The following is a 17,180-nucleotide window of genomic DNA, read 5'->3' as shown; positions in this document are numbered from 1 at the left end:
TTTATCAATGACTTAAAATAAAAGTAGTCATAAAGACACAAGTGCCGATATAGTCTTTCGGACTACATGGAGTCTTTATGACCGCAACCTCCCTGCTTACAGCCTTGTTGCCCCTGGTGGCGGACCTGTCCCGGGAACTGCCTGAAGGCGAGCGCTATCGCCGCCTACTGGGGGCCCTGCGCGCCTTGTTGCCCTGCGACGCCGCCGCACTGCTGCGCCTGGACGGAGACTGCCTGGTGCCCCTGGCGGTGGACGGCTTGAGCACCGACACCTTGGGCCGACGCTTCCGGGTCAGCGAGCACCCGCGCTTCGAGGCGCTGCTGGCCAACCCGAACCCCACCCGTTTCGCCACCGACAGCGATCTGCCCGATCCGTACGACGGGCTGGTGGAAGGCCTCGACGATCATCTGGAAGTCCACGATTGCATGGGTTGTCCGTTGTTCGTCGACGAGCGCCCCTGGGGCCTGCTGACCCTCGACTCCCTGGATCCAGGCCGCTTCGAGCCGATCGACCTGAGCGCCTTGCAGGCCTTCGCCAGCCTCGCCGCAGCCACGGTCAGCGCGGCCGAACGCATCGAGCGCCTGGCCTTGAAAGCCGAAGACGAACACCGCCGCGCCGAGGTTTATCGCCAGGCCAGCGGCCAGCAACACCGGGACATGGTTGGCCAAAGCAAAGCCCATAGGCGCCTGATGGAAGAAATCAACCTGGTGGCCGGCAGCGACCTGACGGTGTTGATCACCGGCGAAACCGGCGTCGGCAAGGAACTGGTCGCCCAGGCCATCCATGCCGCCTCGAAGCGCGCCGAGCAGCCGATGATCAGCCTCAACTGCGCCGCCCTGCCGGACACATTGGTGGAAAGCGAACTCTTCGGCCATGTGCGCGGCGCGTTCACCGGGGCCACCAGCGACCGGCGCGGCAAATTCGAGCTGGCCGATGGCGGCACCTTGTTCCTCGATGAAGTGGGCGAGCTGTCCCTCACCGTCCAGGCCAAATTGCTCAGGGTTCTGCAAAGCGGCCAGTTGCAGCGCCTGGGCTCGGACAAGGAACACCGGGTCGATGTGCGCCTGATCGCCGCCACCAACCGTGACCTTGCCGAGGAGGTGCGAAACGGTCGCTATCGGGCCGACTTCTATCATCGCTTGAGCGTCTATCCCCTGCAGGTACCGGCCTTGCGGGATCGCGGGCGGGACGTGCTACTGCTCAGCGGCTTTTTCCTGGAACAGAACCGCTCGCGCATGGGCCTGGGCAGCCTGCGCCTGAGCAGCGACGCCCAGGTCGCACTGCTGGCCTACGACTGGCCGGGCAACGTGCGCGAACTGGAACACCTGATCGGCCGCAGCGCCTTGAAAGCCTTAGGCCGATGCCCGGCGCGACCGAAGATCCTCAGCCTGGGTGCCCAGGATCTGGACTTGCCCCAAGTCACTGCACAGAACCCTACCCCTGCCAACGCCCCTGCGCAGGACGGGGGACCTGTGGCAGGCGACTTGCGCGAAGCCGTGGATGACTTCCAGCGCAAAATGATCGGCGCCAGCCTGGAGCGCCATCAACACAACTGGGCCAGTGCCGCCCGGGAACTGGGCCTGGACCGGGCGAACCTGGGTCGGATGGCCCGGCGGTTGGGGCTCAAATAGCCCCCTCAACCGCCACAGGTGTGTATTCACAGGCCGCTGGCAGGAATTCGGATGTCGACAGCTTTTATCCTAAAGCCTGCCCCTGACAAGTCGATAACCCAATATCACCAGCTGTTCTGGCGAACTTCATGCTCGCCCCACCTTTTTACACAGAAGGTTTTTATGTCTTCCAACAAAGCCCGCGCAGATTCACTTTCGCTTCTGCTGTTTACCTTGCGCAGCGGCAAGCTGATGGCAATCAACCTGCTCAAGGTCAGTGAAATCATCCCGTGCCCGCCACTGACCAAACTGCCGGAGTCGCACCCCCACGTAAAAGGTATCGCGACCTTGCGTGGCACTTCGCTGTCAGTGATTGACCTGAGTCGAGCCATCGGCGAGCGGCCACTGGAAGATCCGGATGGCGGGTGCCTGATCGTCACCGATGTCAGCCGGTCCAAGCAGGGCCTGCACGTACAGGCAGTCAGCAAGATCGTGCATTGCCTGACCACCGACATCAAACCGCCGCCTTATGGCTCCGGGGGTAATCGTGCGTTCATCACCGGCGTGACCTCGGTGGACGGCACGCTGGTACAGGTACTGGACATCGAAAAAGTCATCCACGGCATTGCCCCGGCGCAGATCGAAACCGCGCCTACCGAGCTGAGCATGGAAGACGCCGAAGTGCTGGGTAACGCGCGGATCCTGGTGGTCGACGACAGTCAGGTAGCGCTGCAACAATCAGTGCACACCCTGCGTAACCTGGGCCTGCAATGCCACACCGCCCGCAGCGCAAAGGAAGCCATCGAGTGTCTGCTGGATTTGCAAGGCACAGCAGGGCAGATCAACCTGATCGTTTCCGATATCGAAATGTCGGAAATGGACGGTTACGCCCTCACTCGCACCCTGCGTGAGACACCGGACTTCGCTCATCTCTACGTGCTGCTGCACACCTCCCTGGACAGCGCCATGAATGCCGAGAAGGCCCGGTTGGCCGGGGCCAACGGCGTGCTGACCAAGTTCTCTTCGCCGGAACTGACCAAGTGCCTGATCACCGCGGCCAAGGCGGTTGCCGAGCAGGGCCACTGACAATCAGGCTTTCACAAAACGGCGGGAGCCGAGCCTGCTCGGCTCCCGCAGGAATGTATGGCGCACAACTTGCTTCGGCCCGGCCCGTCACGGCGTTTTTCTGTCGCCCTTTTCATTCCCGATCGGTCGCTCAATGAACACACGGTTTTCCTGCGTAGGCTGCGGCAAATGCTGCAGCGATCACCATGTTCCCCTCACCCTCGACGAGGCCAGGATGTGGGCTCACGACGGAGGCCAGGTTATCGTCCTGGTGGAAGCGTTCCTGTCCAATGGGCTCGGCCTGCCGGCGGCGCAGCACGAACATGCGCAACGTCGCTCGGTGGTGGTCCGCAGCGGCACCACCGAAGCGTTCGTAGCGATCACCTTCGCCGCCTACAATGCCGGCCGTTGCCGCAATCTTGACGAAGAAAACCTGTGCCGGATCTATGAACGCCGGCCGTTGGTCTGTCGTATCTATCCGATGGAGATCAACCCGCACATCCCGCTCAATATCGCCGTAAAGGAATGCCCGTCAGAATCGTGGGAGACCGGACCGCAGTTGATCGTGGGAGGCGAGCTTGTGGACCGTGAACTGGCCGGGCTGATCGAACGTTCGCGTCAGGCCGATCGCGAGGATATCCGGATCAAGGAGCGCATCTGCGCAGCGCTGGGCATCCACACCGCCGCGTTGAAGGGCGATGGGTTTACCGCGTATCTGCCAGACATGACTGCCTTTGCCGCGACGATCGATCGGGTGCGTTTGCAGCCGCTGGAGCAGCAAGCCGGTGAATGGCAATTCCACCTGTCCGGTGAGGACATAGCCGGTCAGGTCATAGCCTGTGGGGCGCAGGTCGTGACGGGCACGCCGCTGGACTATACGTTTATTTCATTGCGGGCAGCGTAACGCCTGTGGGAGCGGGTGCCTGACTGCGCCCAATCGATACTGCCTCTCGCCTAACCCTCGCCAAGAATGTTAGCGTGCTTGGTATTCTCTGCCAGACGAGCCTTGCATGATGAAAAAAACCGTACTTGCCTTCAGCCGTATCACGCCCCAGACCGTCGAGCGCCTGCAACAGGATTTCGACGTGATCGTGCCCAACCCGGCGAACGGCGACATCAACGCTCAGTTCAACGAGGCCCTGCCCCACGCGCATGGCCTGATCGGTGTCGGGCGCAAGCTCGGACGCGAGCAGCTGCAAAGCGCCGCGAACCTGCAAGTGGTGTCCAGCGTGTCGGTGGGCTATGACAACTACGACCTGGCCTATTTCAATGAACGCGGCATCATGCTCACCAACACTCCCGACGTGCTCACCGAAAGCACCGCCGACCTGGCTTTTGCCTTACTGATGAGCAGCGCCCGGCGCGTCGCCGAGCTGGATGCCTGGACCAAGGCCGGACAATGGCAGGCCACGGTCGGTCCGCAACTGTTCGGCAGTGACGTGCACGGCAAGACGCTGGGCATCGTCGGCATGGGCAACATCGGCGCGGCCATCGCCCGGCGTGGCCGCCTGGGCTTCAACATGCCGATCCTGTACAGCGGCAACAGCCGCAAGACCGAACTGGAAAACCAGCTGGGCGCACAATTTCGCGAACTCGATCAGTTACTGGCCGAAGCGGACTTTGTCTGCCTCGTGGTGCCCTTGAGCGAGAAGACCCGTCATCTGATCGGCCAGCGCGAACTGTCGCTGATGAAGCCGAGCGCCATCCTCGTCAACATCTCCCGCGGCCCCGTGGTGGATGAACCGGCGCTGATCGAAGCCTTGCAAAACAACCGCATCCGCGGCGCCGGGCTGGATGTCTACGAGAAAGAGCCTTTGGCCGAGTCGCCGCTGTTCCAGTTGAAAAACGCCGTCACCCTGCCCCACATCGGCTCGGCCACCCACGAGACGCGTGAAGCCATGGCCAATCTCGCGGTGGATAACCTGCGCAGTGCGCTGATGGGCGAGCGGCCACAGAACCTGGTCAACCCTCAAGTCTGGAAATGACGCCCGTGGCAGGCCCGGTCTGGCGGGCCTGCCATCGCTGTCGATTCAGCGTGCGCCCCAGGCAACCTTCGCGGTCACTGGCCGGGGTTTGCGGAACACCAGCACGTTGCCCAGCATCACCAGCACCAGCCCGACCAGTGCCGGTGCCGTCCACTGGTAACCTTCGGCAAACGCCGAGACGTTCAAGGCCACCACCGGAAACAGCACCGTGCAATACGCCGCCCGCTCCGGCCCCATGCGCCCCACCAGCGTCAGGTACGCGGTGAAACCGATCACCGAGCCGGGAATCACCAGGTACATCAGCGAGCCGATATAGCGGGTGTTCCACTCCATGTCGAAAGGGATGCCGTTGAACAGGCACCACACAGCCAGCATCGTCGCGCCATAAGCCATGCCCCAGGCATTGGTCGTCAACGGCTTGAGCCCGGCTTTCTGTTGCAGGCTCGAAAGCATGTTGCCCGCCGAGAAACACAAGGTCCCCAACAGCGCCAACGCCAACCCCAGCAGCGTCTGCGGGCTCGCATGATGGCCGGCCAGTTCCGGCCAGAACAGCATGCCCAACCCCGACAACCCCAAGGCGCCGCCCAACAGCACATTTCGCGCGATCCGCTGGCCGAAGAAGATCCGGGCGTTGAGGGCGTTCCACAGCGTGGCGGTCGAAAACACCACGGCCACCAGGCCACTGGGGATCCATTGGCTGGCGGTGAGGAAACACATGAAGTTGATGCAGAACAGACACAGGCCCTGGGCCAGGCAAATCAGATGGCCGCGCCGACTCATCGCTTGCAGACGCCGACTGAGCAAAAGCATTGCAAACAGGATCAGCGCCGCGAGAGCGAAGCGATAGACGATCGACACGGGAATCGCAACGACGCCCAACTGCAGTTTCAACGCGATCCAGGTGGTGCCCCAGATCAATACGGTAAGCAAGTACAGCGAGAGATTCATGACGGCGGCTCCTGACAGTGGCCACCAGTGTCACGCCAAGGGCCGACGGCCAGTTGCGTAAACTTGCGGTTTTGTCAGTGGGCGGGCTGGCATGGGACGGCCTACGGAGTAGGATGCAGGCTGGAGAGAACGATCATGTCCACACTGCAAACCCTGCAAGTCTTTCAAGCCCTCAACAGCTCACCCAATGCTCGCCTGGAGTACAGCGCCGAGCTGGGGGATGGCATGGCGGCCGCGTTATGGAGCAATCATCATGACGCCCGGGACTACGAGGCGCCGACTCATCATACGCTGTCGTGCTACATCGCCGGTGGCACCGGTACCTTTCGCCGCGAGCGCCCCGAGACTACGGGGGCACCGGACAAGCTCTGTGTCCTGCCGGCCGGCCATGAATCGGCCTGGGTCATCAACGGTGACATCCGCCTCGCCCACCTGTATTTCAGCCCCGAGCAGTTCGCCCTCGGTTGCGTCACGTTGCTGGACCGAGAACCCCGGCAAGTCCAATTGCACGAAGCGACCTTTCTCGACGACCCGCAACAAGCTCAGCGGTTTCGCCAGTTGATCGGCCTCGACTGGAACGAACCCGCCGAACGCCTGCTTTGCACCAGCCTGGCCCATGACCTGCTCGGTCATTTGCTGCTGAGCCAGGTCAGCCCGCGCCAGGGGCTACGCCTCAAGGGCGGACTGGCCGCTCACCAGCGACGCTTGCTGGTGGACTACATCGACAGCCACCTGGCCGATGCCATCAGCCTTGGGCAACTGGCGGCGTTGTGTGCCTTGTCCGAGTATCACTTTGCCCGAATGTTTCGCGAGAGCTTCGGACTGCCCCCTCATCAATACGTGCTTGCGCGGCGTCTTGCCCGGGCGCGACACCTGCTACGCACCACCTCACACCCCTTGGCGGATGTCGCCCTGGCTTGCGGATTCGCCAGCGCCAGTCATTTCACCCACCGTTTCCGCCAGGCTCTGGCAGCCACGCCTGGAGAGTATCGACAGGCCTTTTTACGCCAGACACTCAAGTAACCGCTTCAACGAAAGGATCCGATTCTCATCCCGATTGCCGTAGCCCCCGTCGCGCCCCTACAATGCGAACAATTCTTGTTCTCTAACGTAGTCGATCGCTGTCGGAGTGTCCCCGTTGCCGCCCGCCCCCACCGTCGAAGTGCTTTACACCGCCCATCACAACTGGCTCAACGGCTGGCTGCGACGCAGGCTTGGCTGCCCCGACAGCGCCGCCGACCTGGCACAGGACACATTCATTCGGGTACTGACCGCTCGCGATCCACAACCGATCCTCGAGCCGCGGGCCTTTCTCACCACCATCGCCAAACGCGTGCTGTTCAACCATTACCGCCGCCAGGACCTGGAGCGCGCCTACCTCGAAGCCCTGGCTCAATTGCCCGAGCAGGTGGCGCCGTCGGAGGAGGATCGGGCGATCATTCTGCAAACCCTGCTGGAACTCGATCAGCTGCTCGACGGCCTGCCGCGTGCAGTCAAACGCGCCTTCCTGCTAGCCCAGGTCGATGGGCTGACCTACAACGAAATCGCCCGCGAACTGGGCATCTCCCTGGCGACGGTCAAACGACATCTGAACAAGGCAGCGATGCGCTGCTATTTCGCGCTGTGAACCCATGAATATGCCTCCCAATGTGAGCACGTGCGTCGCCGAGCAGGCGGTCCACTGGCTGCTGGAAATGCAGCAGGGGCCACTCACCCCGCGTCAGCAACAGGCCTGGGAGCAGTGGCTCGATGCCCACAGCGAACATCGCCGTGCCTGGGAGCATATCCAACGCGTCAATCAACGACTGCGCAGCGTGTCGTCCCCCTTGGCCCACGCGGCCCTCAATGCACCGAAGCGCAGTACCCGGCGCCAGGCGCTCAAGCTGCTCTCGATCCTTGGCGCCGGTTCGGCATTGACCTGGGGTCTGCGTGAGCGTCAAGTGCTGCCCCCACTGCTGGCTGACTATCGCAGCCCGGTGGGCGAGCGTCGTCGCCTGACCCTGGATGACGGCAGCCAGTTGCAGCTCAACACCGGCAGCGCCGTGGACGTTCGCTTTGACGCCCAACGCCGCGTGATTCGCCTTCTCGGAGGGGAACTGCAGTTGGCCAGTGCCCGGGACCCTCGTCCGCTGCACATGGTGACCGCTCACGGCCTGCTGGAAACTCATGGTGCTCGATTCAACGTCCGCGAATTTGCCGACCACACCCAGGTGGCGGTGTTCGAAGGGCAAATGCAAGTCCGCGACCGGCATGGGGCCTCACTCTTACTGACGGCCTCGCGACAACTGGGCCTGGGCGTCAACGGCCCCGGCCCGGTCACGGCACTGGACACCAACAGTGGCGCCTGGACCGAGGGCATGCTGGTGGCGTCCCACATGCGCCTGGCGGATTTCCTCGACGAACTCAGCCGCTACCGGCGCGGCCAGTTGCACTGTGACGAAGCGGTCGCCAACCTGCTGATTTCCGGAAGCTACCCACTGGACAACAGCGAACGCATCCTCGACCTGCTGGAAGTCAGCCTGCCGGTGACTGTGCGGCGGTTTACCCGCTACTGGGTCAGCGTCGAAGCTCGCAGCTGAACATGACGAGTGCAGGCGTCGCCTTCGAACGAACCCGGATGCGCCCGGTTTCAAAAAAATAATGTTCCGGTGAGCCGTTTTCGACACCTCGGGTGACAGAGAAGTAAAGCCACTTTGACACAACCTTCTCAGGACCCTCCTTCATGCAGCAACTTCCTAGCCGCCTCACCCCGATCACTCGCACCCTGCGCCGACTGCTATTGGGGGCGAGCCTGGGCCTCGTTGCGTTACCGCCAGTGCAGGCAGCCGAGACCAGGGCCTACCACATCGCGCCGTCCTCGCTGGAAGAGGCCCTCAATCAGTTCGGTCGAGAAGCGGGGGTCTTGATTTCCTTCGGCTCGCAAGTGACCAGCGGGTTGAAAAGCCGCGGCCTGGAAGGCAGCTACAACCCCGAACAGGCCCTGGATGCGTTGCTTGAAGGTACGGGCCTGCAAGCCCGTCCCGAAGGCGACAACGCCTTCAGCCTGCAACCGGTCAGCGACGCCGCGCTGGACCTGGGGACCACCACCGTGGTGGGCGACTGGCTCGGCGATGCCGCGCAGGTCAACGTGTTCGAGCATCCCGGCGCCCGTGACGTCATCCGTCGCGAAACCTTCGAACGGCAGGGCGCGACCCAGGCCCGCGACGTGCTCAACCGTATTCCCGGGGTCAACGCACCCGAGAACAACGGCACCGGTAGCCACGATATGGCGCTGAACTTCGGCATCCGGGGCCTCAACCCACGCCTGGCCTCACGTTCCACGGTGTTGATGGACGGCATCCCGGTACCCTTCGCCCCGTACGGGCAGCCGCAGCTATCGTTCGCCCCGGTCAGCATGGGAAACATGGACGCCGTGGATGTCGTGCGCGGCGGCGGTGCGGTGCGCTATGGTCCGCAGAACGTCGGTGGCGTGGTCAACTTCGTGACCCGGGCGATTCCCGATGCGCCGACGGTCAAGGGTGGCTTCCAGACCGAGACGAGCCCGTCCTCCAGCCACGACGGCTTCAAGACATCTTCCAACCTGTTGGCCGGCGGCACCGCCGAGAACGGCCTGGGCGGTGCGCTGCTGTATTCCGGAACCCGTGGTGGCGATTGGCGCGAACACAGCGACACGCAAATCGACGACCTGATCCTCAAAGGCAATTACCAGCTGGACGATGCCAACAGTTTCAATGCCATGGCCCAGTACTACGAGGGTGAGGCCGATATGCCCGGCGGCCTGAATGTCGCCGACTACGATGCCGATCCGTACCAGTCCACTCGACCGAACGACCGGTTCTGGGGACGTCGCACCCTGGTCAACGTCGGCTACCGCTACCAGCAAGACCGCCGGGAATTCACTGCCAGCACATTTTTCACCAAGACCTTGCGCAGCGGTTACCTGGATCAAGGCTCGTTCCTCTCCCTGTCGCCTCGCGAATATTGGGTGCGTGGCCTGGAAACCCGATTCGCCCAAGGCTTCGACCTCGGCCCGACACGCCACGAAGTCGGGGTCGGCTACCGTTACATCAACGAAGCCGGTCACGAGTTGCGCTATCGCACCCCCATCGCCAGCAATGAGTTGCCGACGACCGACAGCCGAAACGACCGAGACACCCGTGGCGGCACGCAAGCCAATGCGTTTTTCATCGATGACCGGATCGACATCGGCAAGTGGACCATCACACCGGGTATTCGCTACGAGATGATCGAATCGCAGCAAACCAACAACCTGACGAATGTGAAGTACAAAGGCGACTACAACACCGCCCTCCCGGCGCTGAACGTGCTGTATCACCTGACTGACGACTGGAACTTGTATGCCAACACCGAAGGCTCTTTCGGTAGCGTGCAATACAGCCAGATGCCCAACCGTGTCAGCAGCGGCGAAGTGAAACCGGAGAAAGCCCGCACCTGGGAGCTCGGCACCCGCTATGACAATGGCAACCTGAAGGCAGAGATTGGCGCATTCCTGATCAACTTCGACAACCAGTATGAAAGCAACCAGACCAACGACTCGGTGATCGCCCGCGGCGAAACGCGTCACCAGGGCCTCGAAACCAGCATCAACTATGCCCTCGATGGCCTGAGCCCGGCGCTGGCCGGTTTCGATGTCTACGCCACCTACGCCTTCGTCGACGCCACGATCCGCGAAGACGGGCCGAACAAGGGCAACCGCGTACCGTTCTCCTCGAAACACAAAGGCACCCTGGGGATCGGTTACACCGAAGGTCCATGGAAGCTCAACCTGGACAGTACCTACCAGAGCGCGCAGTTCGCCGACAACGCCAACACCCGCACCGAAAGCGCCGACGGCAGCACTGGCAATATTCCCGGCTACATGCTCTTCAGCAGCCGTGCCGCCTACGATTTCGGCCCCCAGCTGTCGGACCTGAATGTCGCCGTGGGGGTGAAGAATATTTTCAATACCCAGTACTTCACCCGCTCCTTCGACGACAACAACCGGGGCAAGTACGTAGGGGAACCGCGCACGTTGTATGTGCAGACATCCGTAGCATTCTGATCGGCACGCAACCCGCGTCCTGTCCATGACACCGCAGAAACGAAACGGGCCTGCGATTGCAGGCCCGTTTAGCAGGTCAGTGAATTTGAATCAGGCTCAGCCGTTCAGGGCAGCCCGCTCGTTTTCCAGGAATTCTTCCTCCAGCATCGCATCGGCCAGTGCCACGGACTCGGTCTTGACTGCCGCGGTGCGCTTGCCGCGCAGCTTGCCGAACAAATGTTCCAAGGCGTTTTCAAGCTTGGTTGCCGCGCCTTCGATCGCTGCCTCCAGCGAACCGGCCTTGTGCGTCACGGAGATCGGCTGATGGCCCTTTGGCCGAGCTTCGATCTGGCAACGCATATCATGGGGTCCGGGCTTGTCGCCGTTCTCATCCCCCAAGTGAACCTCGACCCGAGTCAGGTCGTCTTCATAACGTTCGAGCGTGCTTTCAATGGTTGTACGTACCCACTCCTCCAGTCGGATGCTGCTTTGAATATGGTTATCGCTGTTGACTTGGATTTGCATAGTTCATCCCTTATCTCGGCTAGCTCGCCAGGGGCCTGTCGACGTTGGCGTAACGGCCCCTTGAGTACAGAGTCGGGCTGGCGGAGGAACAATTCAAGCCCTTGAGAAAGATAAATATTCATTTGCAAATAAAGGCGGACAACGGGCGAAAGCGCTGTTAATGTCGGGAATTGCCTCGCCCCACCGTCCCCCTCGCAGCCCCTCTTTCCTGCACCGTCAACGATCATTGCGCCCCGAAACGGGCAGTCTTCGCAGCCGCTCCCTGAGTGCTGCGGATCGATGCGCCAGGAACCATTGTCCGAAGATTTTTCCGGCATGTCCCTTGCTACCTTTCAGGCAGACGCAGGCGCAAGCGATAACTATCAAATGGCCACCCGCCTGCCGTCTTGAAACAGAGGATGAACACGAACATGGAATGGCCGATGGTCCGGTATTGCGAACTAATCCCGATCAGGGCCGGTCAACAACTGCACGTTCAATCAGGCGGTGACGCATCATGGACAACCCTTTTCAGATCATTACCGACGCTTTTGCGCCGCACTATCAGGTCAACCTGAGCATCCAGGGCCTCGACGGCAGCATTATGCTGACCTTGTCCAAGGCCGGACGGATCGTCGCCCGGCGCATGATCAGTGCCCAGCAACGCAACGATCCGGAACGCCTCAAGCGGCTGGTGCAAAGCATTCAGTTCGGCATCGCCATCGAGCAGGGCCACAGCGCCGTGGCCATCCTCGAAGCCATGACCGGCGGTGACAACGTCAGGCTGCCACCCCGGCAGGCACAACCCCAGGGCGCTCCCGCCGCCAGCCTCTAGGCTTGGTGCTCGCAGTGCCTGCGCGACGTTTCGTGCACGTCCTAAATCTCACCCTTCTCCACTTCGGCATGCTCACTGGAACCCGCACCGACCTTACGGTGCGGGGGTTCGATCTTCACCGAAGGGAATTGCGAAGAGGCGTAGCGCACCACCAGGATCGAGAACGCCAGCAGCAGGATGCCACCACACAGGTAGATGATGCCGAGGTCCGGCGGGCTGTGATGGGAAACGTTGGAAATCAGCAAACGGGTCAGCGCGGTGATGGCCACGTAGATCAGAAACCGTACTGGCATGTGATTGGTCTTGAAGTAGATCCCGACCATCGCCCCCAATTCCAGGTAGATGAACAGCAGGAGGATGTCATCGATCTTGATGTGTCCCTCTTCGATCATCTGCAAGAACTCCATCACCGCCGCCCACGCAGTGACCGCCCCGATGGCGAACAACGCCAGGTAATGAAACGTCTCGACGAACAGATTGCCCAGGGACTCGGCCACTTGATGCACGTTTTGCCGCAAATTCTCGGCCCAGTTGATTTTCACGGTGTGGTTTCCTTAGGTCGTTTCGACCGGATGATGCGGGTTGGACGTGACGGTTTTTCTGCATGCAGAAAAAAGGCCAGCGGCTAGGGATGAGATGGCGATGGGCCGTGTTCCGACACTTTTTGCAGGAGCTCGTGCCGGCCTCATCGCGAGCAGGCTTGCTTCCCCCCTCGCTCCGCACCGTCAAGACAAATACCGAAACCGGTCTACATTAAAAAGCCACTACCCAAAGGGAAAGGATTTCGCGTATTCTCTTGCCTGTATATAAATACAGTACTCAGAAAACAACCAATGTGAAGGCATGTGAGGTGGTGAATGGCCGTCGAAGTGGTATACCGCAGCAGCCGAGATCTGGAGCGCTTGTTCATGGATAAAGCCGAAGCTGACCGTCATGACAAAATGCTGGAACTCGCCGAGCTGCTGGCCGAAGTGTTGCAAAAAGCCGTTCCATCGCTGAACGAGCAGCAGGTAGAGGAAGTTGGCATCTACATGGCGAAGAATCGCGATGTGTTCGCCAAGGCATTCAAGAGCCAACCGGATGCATTGTCCGAACTGCTCAACCCTGGCGCCGAATAAAAAAGATCGCGGCCTTCCAGCAGCGCACGCTGTCGGAAGGCCGCGATCTTTTCTTATCGGTTCATTTGTACAGCAGACGCTCCGCCAGTTCGTCCGCTACCCGCGCCGGTGAGCGCTTCTCTGCCTGGGCATGGGCGAAGACTTCGGTCAGCCGGGCGCCTATTTTCGACAGGTGGGCCGTAATGGTCGGCAGCTCTTCGCCGCGATGTTTCAGGGCCACGTAGATCAGGCCACCGGAATTGATCACATAGTCCGGCGCATAGAGAATCCCACGTCTTTCCAGTTGATCGGCCACTTGCAGGTTGCTCAACTGGTTGTGGGCCGAGCCGGCCACGGCCGAGCAGCGCAGTTGCGCCACACTGTGGCTGTTGAGCACGCCACCCAGGCCACAGGGCGCAAGAATGTCGCAGGGAGTGCTGAGTAATGCGTCGTTGGCGATGGGATGGGCGCCCAATTGCTCCATCGCCAGCTGCACCTTGCCCGGGTCGATGTCGCTGACCAGGAGTTCAGCGCCCGCCGCGTGCAGTTGTTCGGCCAAGGCATAACCCACGTTGCCCAGGCCCTGGATGGCCACGCGCAGGCTTTCCAGATTATCGCTGCCCAGGCGCGCCATGGCCGTGGCGCGGATGCCGGCAAACACCCCCATCGCTGCATGAGGCGCAGGGTCTCCGGATGCTGTGGTGCTGGTGACATGGCGGGTCTGCTGGGCAATGCAATCCATGTCGGCCACCGATGTGCCGCTGTCGATGGCAGTGATGTAGCGACCATCGAGTTGCTCGATGCAGCGGCCGAAGGCTTCGAACAGCGCGGCCCGGCTCTGGACATGGGCCGGGCGCATGATCACTGCGACGCCGCCGCCCACCGGAAGGCCGGCCAGGGCTGCCTTGTAGCTCATACCCTGGGCCAGGCGCACCGCGTCGACGACGGCACTTTCGTCGTCAGGGTAAGACAGATAACGACACCCTCCCAGGGCCGGCCCAGGACGGCTGCAATGAATGGCAATGACCGCCTTCAACCCGGTCGTCGGGTCTACGCTCAAGTGCAGCGATTCAAGGCGGGAGCTTTGCATGAGAGCAAACATCGAAAGGCTCCCGAATCACTTTTGTTTGTTCCGCCAGTATAGGCGTGTAGTCGAAAAATGCTGGAGCGCGCCGGAATAAGCCGTACCACGTGTCAGTCTTTTCGGAAATAACCAGAACAATGACAGTCCGGGACTGGACGAAACCCCATGGCAGAGCTAAAAACGAGGCAATGCCCGGAGACTGTGATGAAACCGCGCCAAGCTTTTTTCGACTGCCTGCACCGCTCGCCACCGGCGCTTTTCGAAGCGGCGCTCTGGATAGCCGCCGAACATGATCGCGATGTGGACGTGCCGGCCTTGCTGAAAGATTTCGTGGACCTGCAACATCGGGTCAGTCAAAACCTGCCGATGCTCCCTGTCGCGGAACTGGGCCAGCCCCTGTTGCGATGCCTCAATGACCTTGGGTTCGCCCAGGATGACTTCACCCCACTGCGTCCTCGCGCCGCGTTGCTGCACAAGGTGCTGGCGCGTAAACGCGGGCAACCGTTGGCGCTTTCCCTGATTGCCCTGGAGCTGGCGCGACGTCTGGAAATTCCGATGGTCGGCGTCAACTTCCCCGGACATTTCCTGCTGCGCGTGCCCGGCGCCGACCATTTGCTCGACCCTTGCGGCGGCCGCCGGCTTTATCCCAATGACTGCAGGGAATTGCTGCAACGCCAATACGGGGCGAACATGCCGCTCAAAGCCGAACACCTGGTCACCGCCGAACCGGTACAGATGTTCCAGCGGTTGTCACGCAACCTACGACAATTGCATCTGACCAACGACGAGTTCATCGATGCCTTGATCGACGCCGAACGGGTATTGGAACTGGGGGATGCCAGCGCCGCCGATTACTTGGCCCGCGCCAGCCTGTACCAGCGGCTCGACTGCCCCAATGCCGAACGCTTCGACCTGGAACATGCCCTGATGCTCAGCGAAGACCCGATTCAGCGGATCCGGCTGACGGAACGGCTGGGGCACTTGCCACCGAACTCGATCGTACATTGAGCACAGCACCCTCGCGAGCACAGAGAATGCTGTAGCCGTGGGAGCAAGCTCAGGGAGTGTCCGGCTGGTTGGCCGGGTGCGCTTGCCGGAAGGCGGGGTGTGAAGCCGCCAATGCCGCGACGCGACGAATCCGAGGGAAGGTCTGCAACGAAACGTTGAACCGTTCGGCCGCATACAACTGCGGGATCAAATAAACGTCCGCCAGTCCTGGCTCGGCGCCGAAACAATAGCCGTCGTCGCCGATCAACTGTTCCACCGCCGCCAGGCCCTGGACGATCCAGTGCCCGATCCACTCCGTCACCTGAGTTTCGTCGTGCCCCCACTGCCGCAGCTTGTTGAGCACGCTGACATTGTGCAGTGGATGAATGTCACAGCCGATCAGCGCGGCGACACCTCGCTCATGGGCCCGAACCGTCAGGTCCGGGTTGAGCAACGGCACCTGTGGATAACGTTCCTCCAGGTACTCGATGATGGCGGGCGACTGTACCAGCAGCGCGCCCTCGTCGGTGCGTAGCGCCGGTACACGCCCCTGCGGGTTGACCGCCAGGTAGGCCGGTTGGCGATGCTCCCCGCCTGGCGGTGCGATCAGGTTGACCGGCAAGGCCTGGTAATCCAGCCCCTTGAGCGCCAGGGCAATGCGTACCCGGTACGAGGAAGTCGAGCGGTAATAGGTGTAGAGTTCCATGCCCCTGCTCCTTAACGCGCCGGCAGAATCTTGCCGCGGCACTCGCCGAAACCGATGGACGCGACGCCCTCCCTGCTGCAACGGGCTCGCAAAATGATTTCATCACCGTCCTCGAGGAATTTGCGTATTTCGCCGGAGGCCAGTTCGACCGGCTTTTTACCGCCTTCGGTGATTTCCAGGAGACTGCCGAACTGTCCGCTTTCAGGCCCCGACAAGGTGCCCGATCCAAACAGGTCGCCCGCCTGCAACTGGCAACCGTTGACGCTGTGGTGGGCGATCATCTGCGCCACGGTCCAGTACATGTACCGCGTGTTGCTTAGCGTCAGGCGATGGGCCGGCAGATTCCGCTCGCGCATGGTTTCGGTCAGCAGCAGCACTTCCAGTTCGATGTCGAATGCCCCGCCAGCCTGATCACGCTTGTCCAGTAGATACGGCAGCGGTTGTGGATCGCCTTCCGGGCGCGCCGGTTGCGGGCGTCGGAACGGTTCGAGGGCCTCGGCCGTCACCACCCAGGGCGACACGCTGGTGAGAAAACTCTTCGACAGGAAAGGCCCCAGCGGCTGGTATTCCCAGGCCTGGATATCCCGCGCCGACCAGTCGTTGAGCAGGCAAAAACCACCGATATGTTCAGCAGCGTCACCGATGGCGATGGGCTCGCCCAAGGCGTTGCCCTTGCCGATCCAGATGCCCAGTTCCAATTCGTAATCCAGCCGCGCACAAGGGCCGAAAGTCGGTTCCGTCTGGCCGACAGGCAGGGTCTGGCCCTTGGGGCGACGCACATCGGTGCCGCTGGGGCGCACGGTTGAGGCGCGACCGTGATAGCCGATAGGAACGTGTTTGTAGTTGGGCAGCAATGGATTGTCGGGGCGGAACAGCTTGCCGACATTTTGCGCGTGCTCGATGCCGACATAGAAATCGGTGTAGTCATTGATCCTGGCCGGCAGGTGCATCTGGCAGTCCGCCGCCAGGGGAAGCAGTTTTTCACCCAGGCCCAGGATCTGGTCACGCTGCGGGCTGTCTTCGCCCAACAGCGTCAGCAGCCGCTCGCGCAAGGCCACCCGGGCGGCGCGGCCCAACTCGAAGAAAGCGTTCAACTGGCCATTGCCCATGGCCTCGACCGCTTCGCGGGCCATGCCATCGAAGAGGCCCGCCTCGAGCGCAGCCTGCAGGTCGAAGATATGATCGCCGATGGCGACGCCGCTGCGCGGGGCGCCATTGCCCGTGCTGAAGATGCCTAATGGCAGGTTCTGCAGGGGGAAATCGGCATGGCCGTTGGCGGAGGCGACCCAGCTACGGGCAGCGGATACTTGGGTCATGG

The 17,180-nt window shown here is 61.7% G+C and carries 17 protein-coding genes; 11 read left to right on the top strand and 6 right to left on the bottom strand.

Translation table 11 applies throughout. The annotated features are described in order from the left end of the window. Window positions 1–77 precede the first annotated feature (77 nt). The 4 genes from norR to LCU97_RS07685 all read left to right on the top strand — a co-directional run bounded on the left by norR (window position 78) and on the right by LCU97_RS07685 (window position 4,660). On the top strand, window positions 78–1,631 hold the full coding sequence (norR, locus tag LCU97_RS07700; protein WP_232776044.1) for a nitric oxide reductase transcriptional regulator NorR: 1,554 nt from the start codon (window positions 78–80) through the stop codon (window positions 1,629–1,631). A gap of 162 nt (window positions 1,632–1,793) precedes the next feature. Next, the gene (locus tag LCU97_RS07695; RefSeq protein ID WP_053152413.1) at window positions 1,794–2,696 is read left to right on the top strand and encodes a chemotaxis protein CheV; all 903 of its coding nucleotides are present in this window, start codon (window positions 1,794–1,796) and stop codon (window positions 2,694–2,696) included. Between the two features lie 133 nt (window positions 2,697–2,829). Beyond that, window positions 2,830–3,579: a YkgJ family cysteine cluster protein gene (locus tag LCU97_RS07690; RefSeq protein ID WP_053152411.1), complete on the top strand. Its 750-nt coding sequence runs from the start codon at window positions 2,830–2,832 to the stop codon at window positions 3,577–3,579. Window positions 3,580–3,688: 109 nt separating this feature from the next. Continuing rightward, window positions 3,689–4,660: a 2-hydroxyacid dehydrogenase gene (locus tag LCU97_RS07685; protein WP_053153229.1), complete on the top strand. Its 972-nt coding sequence runs from the start codon at window positions 3,689–3,691 to the stop codon at window positions 4,658–4,660. 45 nt (window positions 4,661–4,705) lie between these two features. On the opposite strand, the gene LCU97_RS07680 is transcribed toward LCU97_RS07685, so the two are convergent. After that, a complete protein-coding gene (locus tag LCU97_RS07680) occupies window positions 4,706–5,608 on the bottom strand; it encodes a DMT family transporter (RefSeq protein ID WP_053152409.1) in 903 nt (300 codons plus the stop codon). A 135-nt stretch (window positions 5,609–5,743) separates the two neighbouring features. Here LCU97_RS07680 and LCU97_RS07675 point away from each other — a divergent pair, with 135 nt between their 5' ends. From LCU97_RS07675 to fecA, 4 genes are all read left to right on the top strand, one after another. Then, entirely contained in the window at window positions 5,744–6,631 is an 888-nt protein-coding gene (locus LCU97_RS07675; RefSeq protein ID WP_053152406.1) for an AraC family transcriptional regulator, read from the top strand. 115 nt (window positions 6,632–6,746) lie between these two features. Continuing rightward, a complete protein-coding gene (locus LCU97_RS07670) occupies window positions 6,747–7,235 on the top strand; it encodes a sigma-70 family RNA polymerase sigma factor (RefSeq protein WP_232776043.1) in 489 nt (162 codons plus the stop codon). 4 nt (window positions 7,236–7,239) lie between these two features. Further along, complete coding sequence (locus LCU97_RS07665; RefSeq protein WP_232776042.1) at window positions 7,240–8,187, top strand: FecR domain-containing protein; 948 nt, start codon at window positions 7,240–7,242, stop codon at window positions 8,185–8,187. A 143-nt stretch (window positions 8,188–8,330) separates the two neighbouring features. Then, complete coding sequence (gene fecA, locus LCU97_RS07660) at window positions 8,331–10,670, top strand: TonB-dependent Fe(3+) dicitrate receptor FecA (protein WP_232776041.1); 2,340 nt, start codon at window positions 8,331–8,333, stop codon at window positions 10,668–10,670. A gap of 96 nt (window positions 10,671–10,766) precedes the next feature. On the opposite strand, the gene LCU97_RS07655 is transcribed toward fecA, so the two are convergent. Beyond that, window positions 10,767–11,174, bottom strand: coding sequence for an HPF/RaiA family ribosome-associated protein (locus LCU97_RS07655; RefSeq protein ID WP_232776040.1), 408 nt, complete (start codon window positions 11,172–11,174; stop codon window positions 10,767–10,769). A 496-nt stretch (window positions 11,175–11,670) separates the two neighbouring features. On the opposite strand from LCU97_RS07655, the gene LCU97_RS07650 reads away from it, so the two are divergent. Next, window positions 11,671–11,988, top strand: a complete 318-nt coding sequence (locus tag LCU97_RS07650; RefSeq protein WP_053152397.1) for a DUF3509 domain-containing protein — start codon at window positions 11,671–11,673, stop codon at window positions 11,986–11,988. A gap of 41 nt (window positions 11,989–12,029) precedes the next feature. Here the strand turns inward: LCU97_RS07650 and LCU97_RS07645 are convergent, their stop codons facing one another. Continuing rightward, a complete protein-coding gene (locus tag LCU97_RS07645) occupies window positions 12,030–12,530 on the bottom strand; it encodes a phosphate-starvation-inducible protein PsiE (RefSeq protein ID WP_053152394.1) in 501 nt (166 codons plus the stop codon). A gap of 315 nt (window positions 12,531–12,845) precedes the next feature. Between LCU97_RS07645 and LCU97_RS07640 the strand changes: the two genes are divergently transcribed. Then, window positions 12,846–13,106, top strand: a complete 261-nt coding sequence (locus tag LCU97_RS07640; RefSeq protein ID WP_053152392.1) for a YebG family protein — start codon at window positions 12,846–12,848, stop codon at window positions 13,104–13,106. 61 nt (window positions 13,107–13,167) lie between these two features. Here the strand turns inward: LCU97_RS07640 and LCU97_RS07635 are convergent, their stop codons facing one another. Next, window positions 13,168–14,187 carry a Glu/Leu/Phe/Val dehydrogenase family protein gene (locus LCU97_RS07635; protein WP_053152390.1) on the bottom strand — a complete coding sequence of 340 codons (1,020 nt, stop codon included), beginning with the start codon at window positions 14,185–14,187 and terminating at the stop codon, window positions 13,168–13,170. 186 nt (window positions 14,188–14,373) lie between these two features. Here LCU97_RS07635 and LCU97_RS07630 point away from each other — a divergent pair, with 186 nt between their 5' ends. Beyond that, window positions 14,374–15,177 (top strand): SirB1 family protein, encoded by an 804-nt coding sequence (locus tag LCU97_RS07630; protein WP_053152388.1) that lies wholly within the window; start codon window positions 14,374–14,376, stop codon window positions 15,175–15,177. A 49-nt stretch (window positions 15,178–15,226) separates the two neighbouring features. Here LCU97_RS07630 and maiA read toward each other — a convergent pair whose 3' ends face one another. Then, on the bottom strand, window positions 15,227–15,862 hold the full coding sequence (maiA, locus tag LCU97_RS07625; RefSeq protein WP_232776039.1) for a maleylacetoacetate isomerase: 636 nt from the start codon (window positions 15,860–15,862) through the stop codon (window positions 15,227–15,229). Window positions 15,863–15,873: 11 nt separating this feature from the next. Further along, window positions 15,874–17,178 (bottom strand): fumarylacetoacetase, encoded by a 1,305-nt coding sequence (gene fahA / locus LCU97_RS07620; protein ID WP_232776038.1) that lies wholly within the window; start codon window positions 17,176–17,178, stop codon window positions 15,874–15,876. Between the last annotated feature and the right edge of the window lie 2 nt (window positions 17,179–17,180).

This window comes from Pseudomonas uvaldensis, assembly GCF_021271205.1.
GTDB classification, from domain to species: Bacteria; Pseudomonadota; Gammaproteobacteria; order Pseudomonadales; family Pseudomonadaceae; genus Aquipseudomonas; species Aquipseudomonas uvaldensis.
This window is presented reverse-complemented; position numbering and strand designations above follow the sequence as displayed.